This is a genomic window from Metabacillus halosaccharovorans (assembly GCF_002019635.1).
GTDB lineage: Bacteria > Bacillota > Bacilli > Bacillales > Bacillaceae > Metabacillus > Metabacillus halosaccharovorans.
In genome coordinates, this window is sequence record NZ_KV917371.1 from 647,147 (window position 1) to 662,102 (window position 14,956).

At 34.7% G+C, this 14,956-nt stretch carries 15 protein-coding genes; 7 read left to right on the forward strand and 8 right to left on the reverse strand.

The window, feature by feature from the left end:
• The first annotated feature begins 55 nt into the window (after positions 1-55).
• From BK577_RS03165 to BK577_RS03175, 3 genes are all read left to right on the forward strand, one after another.
• On the forward strand, positions 56-730 hold the full coding sequence (locus tag BK577_RS03165) for a response regulator transcription factor (RefSeq protein WP_078431583.1): 675 nt from the start codon (positions 56-58) through the stop codon (positions 728-730).
• A gap of 206 nt (positions 731-936) precedes the next feature.
• Entirely contained in the window at positions 937-2,346 is a 1,410-nt protein-coding gene (locus tag BK577_RS03170; protein WP_078431584.1) for a sensor histidine kinase, read from the forward strand.
• Positions 2,343-2,906: an SCO family protein gene (locus tag BK577_RS03175; RefSeq protein ID WP_078431585.1), complete on the forward strand. Its 564-nt coding sequence runs from the start codon at positions 2,343-2,345 to the stop codon at positions 2,904-2,906. Before BK577_RS03170 ends, BK577_RS03175 begins: the two co-directional genes overlap by 4 nt.
• A 451-nt stretch (positions 2,907-3,357) precedes the next feature.
• On the opposite strand, the gene BK577_RS03180 is transcribed toward BK577_RS03175, so the two are convergent.
• The gene (locus BK577_RS03180; RefSeq protein ID WP_078431586.1) at positions 3,358-4,809 is read right to left on the reverse strand and encodes a spore germination protein; all 1,452 of its coding nucleotides are present in this window, start codon (positions 4,807-4,809) and stop codon (positions 3,358-3,360) included.
• 762 nt (positions 4,810-5,571) lie between these two features.
• Entirely contained in the window at positions 5,572-6,165 is a 594-nt protein-coding gene (locus BK577_RS03185; protein ID WP_245823419.1) for a dienelactone hydrolase family protein, read from the reverse strand.
• Positions 6,166-6,385: 220 nt separating this feature from the next.
• Between BK577_RS03185 and BK577_RS03190 the strand changes: the two genes are divergently transcribed.
• Entirely contained in the window at positions 6,386-7,135 is a 750-nt protein-coding gene (locus tag BK577_RS03190) for a hypothetical protein (protein ID WP_078431588.1), read from the forward strand.
• Positions 7,132-7,848, forward strand: coding sequence for a hypothetical protein (locus tag BK577_RS03195; RefSeq protein WP_078431589.1), 717 nt, complete (start codon positions 7,132-7,134; stop codon positions 7,846-7,848). The genes BK577_RS03190 and BK577_RS03195 overlap by 4 nt, the downstream gene beginning before the upstream one ends.
• Positions 7,849-7,936: 88 nt before the next feature.
• On the opposite strand, the gene BK577_RS03200 is transcribed toward BK577_RS03195, so the two are convergent.
• The 3 genes from BK577_RS03200 to modA form a co-directional block, all read right to left on the reverse strand.
• Positions 7,937-8,365 carry an N-acetyltransferase gene (locus BK577_RS03200; protein ID WP_078431590.1) on the reverse strand — a complete coding sequence of 143 codons (429 nt, stop codon included), beginning with the start codon at positions 8,363-8,365 and terminating at the stop codon, positions 7,937-7,939.
• A 339-nt stretch (positions 8,366-8,704) separates the two neighbouring features.
• Positions 8,705-9,373, reverse strand: coding sequence for a molybdate ABC transporter permease subunit (gene modB, locus BK577_RS03205; RefSeq protein WP_078431591.1), 669 nt, complete (start codon positions 9,371-9,373; stop codon positions 8,705-8,707).
• On the reverse strand, positions 9,370-10,155 hold the full coding sequence (gene modA, locus BK577_RS03210) for a molybdate ABC transporter substrate-binding protein (RefSeq protein ID WP_078431592.1): 786 nt from the start codon (positions 10,153-10,155) through the stop codon (positions 9,370-9,372). The genes modB and modA overlap by 4 nt, the downstream gene beginning before the upstream one ends.
• Before the next feature lie 160 nt (positions 10,156-10,315).
• On the opposite strand from modA, the gene BK577_RS03215 reads away from it, so the two are divergent.
• Positions 10,316-11,254 carry a helix-turn-helix transcriptional regulator gene (locus BK577_RS03215; protein WP_078431593.1) on the forward strand — a complete coding sequence of 313 codons (939 nt, stop codon included), beginning with the start codon at positions 10,316-10,318 and terminating at the stop codon, positions 11,252-11,254.
• 38 nt (positions 11,255-11,292) lie between these two features.
• Here BK577_RS03215 and BK577_RS03220 read toward each other — a convergent pair whose 3' ends face one another.
• The 3 genes from BK577_RS03220 to BK577_RS03230 all read right to left on the reverse strand — a co-directional run bounded on the left by BK577_RS03220 (position 11,293) and on the right by BK577_RS03230 (position 13,511).
• On the reverse strand, positions 11,293-11,901 hold the full coding sequence (locus tag BK577_RS03220; protein WP_078431594.1) for a transglutaminase-like domain-containing protein: 609 nt from the start codon (positions 11,899-11,901) through the stop codon (positions 11,293-11,295).
• Between the two features lie 153 nt (positions 11,902-12,054).
• Positions 12,055-12,552, reverse strand: coding sequence for a GNAT family N-acetyltransferase (locus tag BK577_RS03225; protein WP_078431595.1), 498 nt, complete (start codon positions 12,550-12,552; stop codon positions 12,055-12,057).
• A gap of 200 nt (positions 12,553-12,752) precedes the next feature.
• Positions 12,753-13,511, reverse strand: a complete 759-nt coding sequence (locus BK577_RS03230; RefSeq protein ID WP_078431596.1) for a GNAT family N-acetyltransferase — start codon at positions 13,509-13,511, stop codon at positions 12,753-12,755.
• A gap of 464 nt (positions 13,512-13,975) precedes the next feature.
• On the opposite strand from BK577_RS03230, the gene BK577_RS03235 reads away from it, so the two are divergent.
• Positions 13,976-14,884 carry an endonuclease/exonuclease/phosphatase family protein gene (locus BK577_RS03235; RefSeq protein WP_078431597.1) on the forward strand — a complete coding sequence of 303 codons (909 nt, stop codon included), beginning with the start codon at positions 13,976-13,978 and terminating at the stop codon, positions 14,882-14,884.
• The last annotated feature ends 72 nt before the right edge of the window (positions 14,885-14,956 follow it).

Consider the following 14,956-nt stretch of genomic DNA (forward strand, 5'->3'; position numbering starts at 1 on the left):
AGTAAAATGATATGTATGATAGATAATCATAGTGTAAATAAGTGAGGGACATCGGATGAGTGTAACCATAATGATTATTGAAGACGAAGACCAAATGAGACAACTGGTCAAAACCTTTCTACTAAAAGAAGGATACTCGGTACTAGAAGCCTCAAATGGAATTGATGCACTTTCCAAAATCAAACACAATATACCTGACCTTTTACTAGTCGATGTCATGATGCCCTATATGGACGGATTCACATTTGCAAATGAAGTGAAAAAAACCCATGACATTCCACTGATCTTTTTAACCGCAAAAGGAGAAGAATGGGATAAAATCCATGGGTTAAAATTAGGCGGTGATGACTATATTGTAAAGCCGTTCCATCCCGGAGAATTATTAGCAAGAATCGAATCGGTTTTAAGAAGGGCAAAAGTAGCCACTACACCAGCTTCCAGAAAATCAATCGGTCCGCTTACATTAGATTTAGATTCACACTCTGCTATGATAGATGGTCAATCCCTATCTTTAACATTAAAGGAATATGAGCTATTGCTTCTGCTTGCAACAAATAACGGGAAAGTTTTTTCGAGAGAACAGCTATTACAATCCATTTGGGGTTATTCTTATACTGGCAGTGAACGAACAGTTGATACACATATTAAGACACTTCGTTTGAAACTAAAGCAACATGGCACTCTTATTCAAACTGTTTGGGGAAAAGGCTATAAAGTAAGACTTCCATAAGTGGGGGTTTTCTTCATCCCCCACTTATGGTTAGCGAAACTTATCACGCCCAAAGCGCCACATCCTGTGGCTCCGCCTGACTTGGACGTCCTGTCCTTCGTCGGATCTTTACGGGCAGTCTCCCACTTATATTCTTTGGTTTCTCTCGAATCTTGAAGTCGGAGTCATACTGCCCGTTAAGAATGGGATAAAGTAGAGGTGTAAAGGTGAGAACTTTATCTTTAAGTCAGAAAGTATTTTTACTAATTTTAATCAGTATTGGGAGCACCATTTTGTTTTCATTTTTCTTTTTACATTTTTTATACAAAGATCTATACCTGGACAGCATCCGTGAATCTGTTATTTACCAAGGAGAAAACACTGCCTCCCATTATCATTACGGCTCATTAAACGAAGAAATTATCGAAAAGATCCATTGGTTTAATATTGTATCAGAATATGAAGTATTAGTTGTTGATACATTTGATGAGCTTCAGGAGTATTTTCCTTATCAAATTGGTAATGAGTCGTTGATAAATTATGAGGATAAAGAAACATTATCTCAAGGAAATTATATTTTAAAAGAAGGCTATGTAAAAGAATTTGACCGGAATATCGTTGGTGCTATGTTTCCTATTCAAAACGAAACAGAACTAATCGGAATTGTCTATATCTATGTCCCGTTAGCCGCGATGCAGGAAGTATTTGAAGGCAGTTTACCTATTCTTATTTTAGCAGGAATGATCTTTTTCATTTTGTTGTTAATTATCGTCAATAGAATCAGGCATTCACTCTTCAAGCCGTTAACAGATATGCAGGTATTATCCAAAGAGGTGGCAAAAGGAAATTACTCAAGCAGGCTTCCATTAACAAGTTCTGATGAAGTTGGACAACTAGCCGATGCATTCAATCTTATGAGTTCATCACTGGAAGAGCAGGAAAAAAGAAAAAAGGAGTTTCTTTCAAATGTTGTCCATGAACTCAGGACACCTCTCACCTATATTGCCGGCTATACACAAGCATTAAAGCAGCAGCTATATTCTTCTAAGGAAGAAGCAGACAGCTATTTAACAACGATCGAAAAAGAAACAGATCGACTGAACAAAATTGTTCACGACCTTATTGAACTCAGTCATTTAGAAGCAAATTTATATGTGTTAGAACAAGAACCTATTGCTATGGCACAATTGCTGTATGATACGGTTGACCTTTTTAAAATTCGCTTGGCCCAAAAAAAGATTCAATACTCAACAAAAGTTCAAGAAGATGTAATCATCGTTGGCGATATTAAACGGATTGAACAAGTCTTGTATAACGTGATTGATAATGCGATCAAATACTCACCTTTACATAGCGAAGTATTGATTGATTTAGGGACGGATCATGACAAGATGGTCCTTACTGTTACTAATAAGGGGCATGTGATTGACAAGGAGGATATTCAAAGAATCGGCGAGCGTTTCTTCCGCACGGATAAAGCAAGAAATCGTTCGACAGGTGGAACAGGCTTAGGTCTCTCAATCGTCAAACAAATCGTCACCTTGCATAACGGCACCTTTTCGATCACAAGTGACAATCAAACCGGTACAGTTGTAACTGTCCGAATTCCATTATTATCTGAGGAGAACACATCATGAAAAAAGTTTCCCTTTTCGTCATCATATGCTGTATGTTTTTATCGGCATGCAGCGCGAAAGACGAGCCATCTTTTCAAATGAAATCTTTTTCATATACAGATCAAAATGGACAACCCTTCGGATCCGAAAACCTAAAAGATAAGGTTTGGATCGCGAACTTTATTTTTACAAGTTGTGAGACGGTTTGTCCTCCAATGACAGCAAGCATGTCTGCCCTGCAAAAGGAACTAAAAAACCAAAATCTTGACGTTGAACTTGTTTCCTTCAGTGTTGATCCAACGATTGATACTGTGGATGTCTTAAAAACTTTTATGGAGAAATTCACAGTAGATTCATCAAACTGGCATATGCTGACAGGCTACAGTCAAAAAGAAATAGAGGAATTTGCAAGAGAGGAATTTCAAACTCTTGTTCAAAAGCCGTCATCATCTGACCAGGTGATTCATTCAACAAGCTTTTATGTAGTCGATAAAAATGGAGAAGTTGTGAGCAACTTTGGGTTTCAGCAGAGTCATTTTGATGAGTTAATTCCGGAAGTAAAGAAACTACTGAAGTCATAAATGAATGTTTTCATTTAGCATACTAAGGAGTAAACCCTAATTAGATTAAAAATATCTGGACGAAATTTGCTGATCTACTAACCAATTTCGATTATTATTGGGCTAGAGAGGTTCGATACCATGTACTATCCAGCTTCATTTAGTAAAGAATTCTAACAAACATTTAGATTTTAGGATCTTTATCACAACAGTGAACAAGCATTAATTTTAGTAGTAAAGATGGAGGCAAAAACATGAGATTTCTAAGTTTTCAATGCATTTTTATTTTCCATATGGACACAACCCTTAAGGTAGAAACATGTTAATACTTAACTAAGTTGTGTCCAAAACCATACTAGCTTTATTCCGCACCTACATTTATGTTCGAAATAGGAACAATAAAGCCAAGGCGTGATATGTTGATGAATAATATTTTTGTGATCTTAAGAAATAGAACCATACAAACAAAAAACTAATCCTCATCCTCAGTATAAGTGTGTTTGCTATTAATTAGTGTCTGTAAATCTGATCTAAAGAATATATCTTTCAATTCCTCTAGTTTAAATGGAATCACCGGGGACAGAAAGGGAACTCCAATTGATTTAAGACTCACCATATAAATAATTTGAATAGTTGCAGCAATGATCATTCCGCTAAATCCAAAAAAATTAGCAACTATCATAAAAAGAAATCTTAAAATATTTTCAGCCGCTAGCGTTCCTCTGTTAGCGAGTAAATAACTACAAATAGCTGTTATACCTACTATTATGAGGCTAACTGGATGAACTAATTTTGCCGTAACAGCCGTTTCGCCTACTACAATGGTTCCAATTAAGGAAAGCAAAATCACAGCACTCTTAGGAATCCGAAATGAAGAATCGAATAATATTCTTATGAAGAATAATAGAAACACCATTTCCCAAAAGGTTGGCATTAACTCATCCTTAGTTATTAAAGCCTTTGAAACATTGTTAGGTAACCCCTTTTTGTGAAAATTTGCTATCGCAATATATACACCAGGTAAGTATACAGCTAAGATAAAGGCAATCATTCTTATGATTCGATTTGTAAACCATCCCATTTTTATATGGAATTCATCTGGCGACTGAAACATCTCCATAAAAAGTGTGGGTGCAATGATAGCATGAGGGATACCATCTACTATAATAGCTACTCTTCCCTCATATAATGAAGATGTTACTCCATCAATTCGTACTGTAGTTCTTACTAGATTGAAAAATGTTTTTGGTTTACCTTCCAATGCATCTTCCACAACTTTTGAATTGAGTAAATATTTTACTTTAAGGTTTTTTAACCGTTTACGTACTTCCATTAAGATCCCTTTATCAACAGTACCTTCTATAAATAATATTGAAACAGCGCTCTTCGAAATTGTTCCAAATTCCATTGCCTCTACGCATAAGTCCGGCGTTTTTATTGAACTTCTTATTAAATTAATATTTGTTTTCATTTGCTCTGTTAGCCCAACAACCGGCCCCCTTGGTGACCGTTCTCCTAGTGATTCTTCCAGGCTTCGTTCCTTCCACTTTGCGGAAGGAACGATAATTCCTTTCTGATACCCATTAATCAAAATAACGGTATTTCCTTGTACGATAGCATCTATTAAGTCATTATACTGATTTGTGATATTCACATCCGCTGCTTCAATAAATCTTTCGATCATTTCGTCAATAAGTGATTCATTAAACTCTACAGTTTTAAAAGGCTTTAATAAAGGTTTGACTACATATTCCTGTATGCAGTCTGTATCAATAATTCCGTCTAAATAGACAATACTGATTTCGAAAGAACTTTTGATATCAGTTTTTATTTTTCTTGCGATAAGGTCAGAGGTATGATGAAATGTATTTTTTATATTGCTAATATTTTCTTGAAGGCAATCTTTCAATTCTTGCTTAACCATAAATTTCACCCTTAAAGTTTTTTTCTCTATTTTAGTTTGTGGAAATATCTAAAATTTCATCCATATTTGTGAATATAAAAAGCACTATTCTTATTCAAGAACAGTGCTCGATTGCTTATAAACAAAGAAATTCATTTATTATTGTCTGGTATTACTTTTTAAACTTGTATTGAAAACTAATCTTGATATACTTTTTGTGTTTCATATTTAAATCCATGATACTGATAGTTTTGTTTTTTGTATATTTCTCTAGGGGTATCTTTTCCGTCGGCTACTAATATGACAATTTTCTCGGGAAATGATTCCATTACAAATCTTTGTAACCTGCTCCCTATTCCTTTGTTTTGATTATCAATTTCTGCTGTCCCTCAAATAAGCTTCAGCATCTTGAAATTCAGTTAAAGATGCTGAAGTTTTTTTGATACGTCTAGACCTACGAATTTTATGGTATCCTTCATAATAACTAGCTCCTTCCGTAATGTAGCTCTAATTTGGTTTTTTGTTTACTTACCAATAAACATTCTTACAAAATTAACCTACGAATTTACGAGTAAGGAGCTAGTTTCGTTCATGATAACTCGTCTTTCGCCTACGTGGTCTCAGCCTTTCCTCGACTCCCACAGAAGTCGAGTGTCTTCCGCTACATTCCACTATAGAGTTGAAACAATTGTATTAAACAACAATATTTGCGGATATAGAGGAAGAAAAATATCAAATTTAATATTCTTCATTCAGCCTCTGCATTCTGATACATAAGAGGAATCAATGTTCTATTAAAAAGTCTATCATCCTGTTATATGCATTTTTTGAAGATTCACTATGATAGTTTGTAGAGTATGGATCACTAAAACCATGATAACCGTTAAATTTATATGTAGGTATCTTCTTTTCTTCTAAGCTGCTTATCAATTTATCAACATCAAAAGATTGCTCTTCTTGAGGGAAAATTAGGATGGTAGGACAAAGTGGGACTACATCTAAAAAGTCTCGAATTCGTGATCCATAATAACCTACAACACCGCTAACAGATTCTTTATCACTGCACAACCATGCAATAGTTGCTCCTACACTAAAACCGACAATGAAGACTTTTTGATAGTTGCCTTTTACTTCTACTAATAATTTTGTCATGATATCTGAAGCTTTAGAAAATCCAATGTTGCTTATAAAATTTCTATAAGCTTCATCCGCCTGTGAATATTCAAAAGCTTCTTCTTGACCTAGCAAGTCAGGGCAAATAACATCGTATCCTGCTTTATAAAGTGATTTGCACACTTCCTCTATATGGAGATTAATCCCATATATCTCATGAATAACTATAATAACAGCCTCTGAATTTTGATGTTTTAATCTCACGTTAAACCTCACATATTTTTTATTGATTATAACAAAAAAGCACATTCCTTTTAATGAAATTCGGTCTCGATTGTTGGAAGTTTTTATTCTTACCATAAAATAAATAGGGTTATACTTTATAGCAATTTAAGTTAGATAATTTTGACATATGTAAATGAACGCCATGATAAAATAAAGTAGACTAATAGTGAAATTTTTCATCAATATTGGGGTGAGATGGTTGGAGATTAATTGGGATATTGAGCTAAATACAATTGGGTTGGCTTGTACAATTCTTGCCTGGATGCTCCTTGCCTTTTGGTTATGGCGTACATACAATTTACAACATATCGAGGAAAGGCCGGATCTTTGGAAAGTAATGATTACTGTGTTTATTGGACTTTTTTCTTTTTCTCTTAACCTACCATTATTTGATGAGGTTCTTTCTTTAGCTGTTCTTCCTCTCGGGGTTTGGATTTCATATGGGATATTAAAGAGAAATGAGCGCTGGCAAGCGTATCGAAAATATGCTTGGATAGGCTTCCTTGGGAACTATATCTTTTTCGGAGCTGCGATACTGGCAATTGGATTATCAGGACTGTTTTATCCGAAAGATTCAATCGAGACATATCTTGCTGATGTTTCCAAAGTTGTGTTAATACCTATACACCCGTCAGGAAAAGAAGTTGACCTTAACATAACGAAACTAGAAGAATCTTTAGTTTCTTTTGAACGTGAACATGCGAATGTTGTTCAGTGGTATGAAGAAATTAGAGAGCAAAAATTGCCGACCGAGGAGAACATAGAACCGGAGAAAGCCCAAGAAAAGTTTCCCTATCTGTTAACAGGTGTGGAAGCAAAAGCAGGAGAACATGTTCAGGTATATGTAGAATTAGATGGAAAAGGGTTACTGGTTACAACTGAAGATCGCCAATACTATTTTCGTTCTAACACAGCCTCCTTCCTGAAGGAAAGGGGGAGTGAAGAATGAGAAAAAAGATGCTAGCGCTTCTTGTCATTATTGTTGGATTTGTTGCAGTAAGTACGTATATTATTTACAGATTGATCGTTCCTCAAGATTTTTATACAAAAGAAGAGCTTTTAGAGAAAATCCCAATATCAACATCTGAAAAGGAGATTCAAGACATTGTCCAACTAGATGAGGAAACCCATTTTGTTCCTTTTTTATCCGAAGATGGTTCTTATGGTTTGAGTATATGGGTATGGAGAATTGGAAAATGGGAATGTGTAGGGGCGGATTCTGCTTCTGGTCCTCAAATCGTAACGAATAACGGAAACTCCTATGTTTATTGGAATGTCCATCCTCAAGATAAGGTTCAGAAGTGGGATATCTATTTAACTTCTGAGAGAAATTATTCTGTAACCAATGGAAATCGTGCGGAACAATTGGAGGTTTACTTTCCGAAAATACAAGTGAAACACTCGATAGAAGTTGGGAAAGAGAGCTACGGATATGTTGAGATGCCATCGCAGTGGAAGGAAGTAATCGGTTCATTTGACCTAAATCCGGCAGAAACAGGGCTCTTGCCATCTAGTCATTCCTTTCTATTTCAATGGCAGGCATATAATGGTAACCAAGAACCGATAAACCTTGAACATACGTTTCGTAACGGTGGAGGCGGTACTTATACAGGAGATTATATTCAACACATGCAACAGTTGAATCCTGGAGAATTAGAATAATAGATGGCTTATTCACTTAATTACACAGTAGTTTCTCTTGTGACCTGTTTATAAGATAGAGCGTTTTACTCTTCATCTTGTAAACAGGTTAATTTTTATTCCATTCCATCAAAAACTCCGGCATATCAGTCTGCTCATCTATCAGTTCTTCTTTGATAACAAAGCCGTTATTTTGATAAAAACGCAGTGCAGATGAGTTATCCTTATATACCTTCAATTCGATCACTTCTCTTTGATCTTGTATAAAGTGCAACAATTCTCTTCCTGCCCCATTATTTTGAAAAGATACATCAACAAAAAGAGCTGCTAAATAGTTGTCCAGCATTGAAATAAAACCTATGACCCTTGATTGGTGAGTCTTCACATATGTCTCAGACATCGGAATATATTTTTCTTTCATCTCACTCAATTGAGATCTCCAGTAATTTGGTTGAATAAAACTGTGTGATTGTAATGAACCTTTGTACCAAATATCGACCAATGTATCAATATCTGTACGTTTATATTTTCTTATCATAATATTCTCCTCTTTTTTTAACTGACATCTTCTAAATAATAGTTTAAATATATAACAGAAACACGTTAAAAAGAAATAAGTCTGGGTAAATGAGGGACTTGCTAAAATTATAGAACAAATTGATCATACTAAAGGTGAAAACTTTACTTTAGAAAACAGCTCCTATATTTGTAATTAGTTAAACACAAAATCATATTTATACCTTCTCTTACTAACAGAAATTCCCTTTATTTTATTACAAATTTATAAAATGACATCCGATAGATAAAAAAAAGTATTAACAAGAACGTTAATACTTTTTTGAGTTTACTTATTATTATTAAATATTAAATAAATTTCTCAATATCTCCTTTTTATCACATTCATCAAAATCAACATACTAAACGAAATGAATAAAATCACAAAAACCCAGGACCACGCTAACTTCATATTTCCCGAATCCATCGCAACATAAATCGCCGTAGGAATGGTCTGTGTTTTTCCAGGGATATTTCCGGCAAACATAAGTGTCGCACCGAATTCACCAAGTGCCCGAGCAAAGCTTAATATAGCTCCCGTAATGATAGCATTTGAAGCTAATGGCAGGGTGATTAATGTGAAAACTCTAAATTCATTTGCTCCATCCACTCGTGAAGCATCTTCAATATCCGAGTCAATTGTTTCAAACCCTGTTTTAGCTGATTGATACATAAGGGGAAAAGCGACAACTACCGCAGAAATAACAGCTGCCCACCAGGTGAAAATGATGGATTGAGTAAAGACCTGCTCAATTGCCTGTCCTAAGAATGATCTGTTCCCAAATATAACGATCAATAAAAACCCAACAACAGAAGGAGGTAAAACCAGTGGTAATAGCAATATTGTTTCAATAATTGATTTCCCTTTAAATGTTTTATTAGCCATGAATTTTGCGGCTACTATTCCAACAATGAGTACGATGAAGAGTGAAAAAGAAGCAACTTCTAATGAAAGTTTAACAGGTGACCAAAACGTATCATTTCCGATCATTTTACTAAATTTGAAAACCCGTATTCTTCTAGAATGGCTAACGCTTTTTCAGATTGCATATAGTCATAAAATACTTTTGCTTCTTTTTGATGGTCACTCTCATTCAGGATGCCTAATGGATAATCAATTGGCGTGTGTGTCCCTTCTTCTGCTGTTTCGATCACATTTACTTTAGATGAAATGAAAGCATCTGTATTATACACAATACCTGCATCCACATTTCCTGTTTCTACATATGTTAAAACTTGTCTTACGTCTTTAGCAAAAACCATTTTATCCTTAACCTCATCCCACTCATCTATATTTTCCAACATCTCTTGAGCATATTTTCCGGCAGGAACTGTCTCAGGGGTACCGATCGAAATCTTTTGGACCTTATCTAGATCTTGAAATGATTGAATATCATTTTTGCCTTCTTTGGAAGTTATTAAAACAAGTTGATTTCCGACTAAATTGATTCCATTCTTCTCATCAATCAAGCCTTCACTTACCAACACATCAAACTTATCCTCTGCTGCTGAGAAAAAAAGATCAGCCGGTGCTCCCTGCAGGATTTGTTGCTGCAATGTACCGGAGCTTCCGAAGTTATATATAACCTTAATGTTAGGATATTCTTTTTCAAATGATGCTGTAATGTCATGTAAGGCATCCGTTAAACTAGCTGCTGCTGACACGGTTATGTCTACATTTTTAGGTTCTGCTGTATCCTGTCCCGAAGATGTACATCCTGCGGCAAATAACATGATGATAGATACAAGTATCAAAAGAGATAACTTTTTCATTAAATCTGATCCCTTTCTATATTAATTAGAATTAGTTATAACTAAATATATCTAATTATAACGAATATTCATTTTTATTGTTAGATTTATTTCCATTCTTTTTTATACTTGTTTTCTAATGAGCGATTTATCGTTACAATAACTTTGAGGTGGTTAACGAATGACAAGTCAAATTTCCTATACAGTTGAAGAAGTAGCAAACCTATTAAAAGTTTCAAAACTTACGGTTTATGATCTGTTAAAAAAAGGGGAAATCCCTTCATTCAAGGTTGGAAGACAAATGAGAATCAATTCGAAGGATTTAGATTCTTTTATTAGTGGAAAAAAGACAGAACCGCCTGCTGAAACACTGCCTCCTTCTACTTCAAGAAAAAATCAGGTAAACGATACAGGGACACGAAATCTCTTAATTAGTGGTCAAGATATGGTGTTGGACATTCTAGGAAAACATTTGGAAAGTAAAGGCAATTATAAAGCCTTAAGATCGTATGAGGGAAGTTTAAACAGTCTTCTTGCGATGTATAAAGGGGAATGTGATATTGTCAGTTTACATATATTCGATGGTGATACAAACGAATACAATGTACCCTATGTTAGAAAAATATTAATTGGTTATCAGTATACTATCATAAATTTAATCTCCCGAAAAGCGGGGTTTATGGTACAAAAGGGAAATCCCCTTAACATCACAAATTGGCCTGATTTAAACAAGAAAAATATTCGCTTAATCAACCGTGAAATAGGTTCAGGAGCAAGAATACTTCTAGAAGAACAATTAAGAATTCATCACTTATCAGGTTCAGATATTGCAGGATATGATCGTATAGAAACAAGCCATTTGAGTGTTGCATCATCTATTTCTTCAGGTGAAGCAGATGTAGGGGTAGGCACGGAAAAAGCCGCAAAAATTGTGGGATTGGATTTCATCCCTTTAATTACTGAAAGATACGACCTTGTCATGATAAACAATAAAGAGAATAATGAAATACTTAACATCTTAACAGACGTTTTAAATTCAGCATCATTCAAAAAGGAAATTCAAGCTTTAGGAGATTATGATATCTCACAAACTGGACAAATCATCTATAAGACAAGCTAGGGAGCTGTGTTATTTTCCAGAACCCTAGCTTTGTGGCTCTATAAATCTTCAGGTAAATGTTGCGTATATAGCTCGTATGCATCATGATTTTCTTTTAATGCAGCTACTGTTTTTTCGTTCGGCTTTAGATAAATCATTGGATAGTCCTTCTCATCAACTTCTTCATTTACCGAAAACGCTAATTTTTCTTGATCGATCGAAAATTGAGCATCAACACCCGGTTTATTTCCGCGAGCATCTAACCGTACCCATTTTCCTAAAGATTTAAGATAAACAGCATTCAATGCATGAAGTGAATATCCCTTTTCAGGTGTATCAAACAACATTAATCGCTGATAACAAAAACCTGTTGGAATTCCTTGGGAGCGCAATAATGCCGCTAATAAATTGGATTTTGCATAACAAATTCCTTCACCATATGTTAATACATCTGACGCTATACACGTAACGCGTGTTCCTTGGATATCCCAGGAATGTGGAATTTCATCGCGAACAAATTCAAAAGCAGTTCTTGCTTTTTCTACATCTGATTGAGTAGGACTAAAAAGTTCCTCCGCTTTCTCTTTAATTATATGATGAGAAAAGTCGACATCCTCTAATTCTAGTAAATAATCTTCCAATTTGTCAGATTCACAAACTAAATTCATTAACCATTTTCCTCCTGGCCCTAATAAAATTTTTGCTGTTTTCGTGTACATTGTTGTTATTTTAATGCAGGTAAAGGTGAAAATTAGTTCGCTCCATTCCGCTATCGAGTGAAAAATTTGTTTTCAAGAACAACACCCCATTGTGAAAACAGCCTAAGTACTTAATTTATATCCTTTATAAACTACATCCAAATTAAGAGGCCTAGCCATTCTATTTTCAACCTCCCCTAATGGCTTAAAGCCAAATTGACTATAAAGAGAGTGTGCATCTTTGGTTGCAAGTTGAAAACTGGTTCCTTTTAATTTAGGGTGTTCTGTAATGACATGTAATAACCATTTGCTAAGTCCACGCCCTCTATATTCTGGAATGACAAAGACATCACCTAGCCAGGAAAAGCGAACAAGGTCAGATACAACTCTTGCAAAACCAACCTGTTTAGCCGGACCATTATTTGGATTACCCTCATACACTCCATAGCAGAGAATCGAACTTTCAATTGATGCTTCTACTAATTCTTTAGCCATTCCCTTTACCCAATAAGATTCATTACTAAGAAAATGATAGATTAGTTCAATATCTAAAAACCTTTTATTGATACTAATGGTAAACCCTTCATTATTTGTCCAAATTGTTTGTTCACTATCTAGCATTTCACTTCCTCCAATAATTTAACTATGTATATTTATACCACCAATTGGTTATTTATTCAATCCCTGGTTTTTTATGTTAGGCGCAAATATGGCGCTTCAATATAAAAAGCACTATTCTAATTCAAGAACAGTGCTCGATTGCTTGTAAACAATGAAATTCATTTTTTGCTGGTATTACTTGTTAAACCTTGTATTGAAAACTAAACTTGATATACTTTTTGAGTTTCATATCTAAATCCATGGTAGTAATAGTTTTGTTTTTTGTACATTTCTCTTGGGGTATCTTCTCCGTCGGCTACTAATATGACAGTTTTCTCAGGAAATGATTCCATTACATATTTTTGTAATCTGCTCCCTATTCCTTTTTTTTGATAAAGCTCATCAACAGTTAGATTATCGATTTCTGCTGTTTCACTAGAAATAATGACATCTACAAAACCTGCTGGAGTCCCCTTATAAAAGGCTAAAAGCTGCTGAATATTTTGATCTTCAAAGTGACGTTTTATAAGATCGGCCTTCTGACCAGCAAATTCACTTCCATAGTTTAAGTCATGTTTGTAGTGTAGAGCAAGAAGAGCTTCTAAACTTTTATCCGTCACTACTTGAATGTCTATATCCGGGTTGTCTTTCACTTCAGGAAAGTGTTCCGGCTGAATAGCATATAGTTCTAGAAAACCTACTTCATACCCCATATCAGTCAGGTAAGCAACTAGTTCTCCTGTTGGCTTTATATTTGCAGGAAAATAGAACTTCACATGTTTTTGGCCCTTCCTCAGATGATATTCCCTCAAATAAGCTTCAGCATCTTGAAATTCAGGTAAAGATGGTAAATTTTTAAATTCAATGAAATTACTATCATACCTAGTTAGCATCTTAGGATAATGATAGTGTCTATATAGATCATTTTCAGCGACTATTATTCCTAGCTTATAAATGTGTTCAAATGTAATTTGCTTCATTATGCTTCTCCTCTTATTCTTAGTTTTGAAGCCCCATTGAAGATGTAATAGTTCCAAATATGGATTGATAATTATTTCTCTACTTCTTCCACACCATTTCTTGCTGCTTATTAAACACTAACCACCCTTTTCCGAGAATTCATTATTAGCAATATAGCAGGTAATTTAACAATATAGTCATTGATTTTAAAAGGAGTTAAAAGTAATGATCTAACATTAGTATAATAGTAATTTTGTTAAAGATTATTACTAAAGTAAATTCAAATAGGTCATACCTCACTGAAATATTTACAATCCTCTAACATTACCCGGACCAATTTTCTTATTTTTTTCGATTAATCCATTGATTTTACAATATTCATCTCTTTAAAAAAGCCTTCATAAATACTAAATGTGTCATTAATAAAGTGTTTACATAGTAGAGTTATACTTTTTATGTAATACATAACAAGGAGGAGATTGAGTTGAAAAAAGTATTAAATCCAGTTTTTTTATTGGCAATTGTAACCCTGTTGATTGCCAGTGTCTTTTCATCAACATCAAGTGTGTCAGCTTCTGAAAAAGCAGGACAAGTCACTGAGGTAGATTTAAAGGTGATGACTTATAATTTAAGGTATTTAAATAACAATGATCCCTCACCTCATACCTGGGCAGAAAGAGTTCCGGCTATCAAAAAACTTATTCGCAAGGAACGACCTGATATTTTTGGTACTCAGGAAGTTTTATACCAACAACTTAAGGACCTTGAAACGAATCTAAAAAATTATGCCTGGATTGGCTTAGGTCGTGAGGGAGGAAGCAAAGGCGAATACTCAGCTATTTTTTATAATGAAAAGCAATTTACTCCTCTAGAGTACGATCACTTCTGGCTATCTGATACTCCAGATGTGATTGGATCCAAGTCATGGGGTAACAATATTCCTCGAATGGTAACGTGGGCAAAATTCCTTGATAATAAGAGCAAGGAAAGCTTTTATGTTGTGAATACTCATTTCGACCATCAATCTGCAAATGCTAGAGAAAAGAGTGCAGAATTAATTATTGAAAAAATAAATGAATTTGATCCAGAACTTCCAATTATCTTAACAGGAGATTTTAATACAAGCCCTGATAGTGTCCCACATCAAACACTAACAAGTGAAGAAGCTTTTGTTGATTTATGGAATACTGCTGAGGTTAGAATCAATGAAATCCTCGGAACCTTTAACGGATTCAATGATCCGACTGGTGGCGGGCCCGAAAAGCGAATTGATTGGGTTCTTGCGAAAGGAAACGTATTTACACATAAAATTGAGATTTTAAATGATTATAAAAATGGACAATTCCCTAGTGATCATTACCCAGTTAGTGCAGATGTAACATTGTCATACTAATACCTCATCAAGAGTCTCAATCCACTTTTTTAAAAGGGTTGAGACTCTTTTCTTTTGGCTATTTTCGTACAC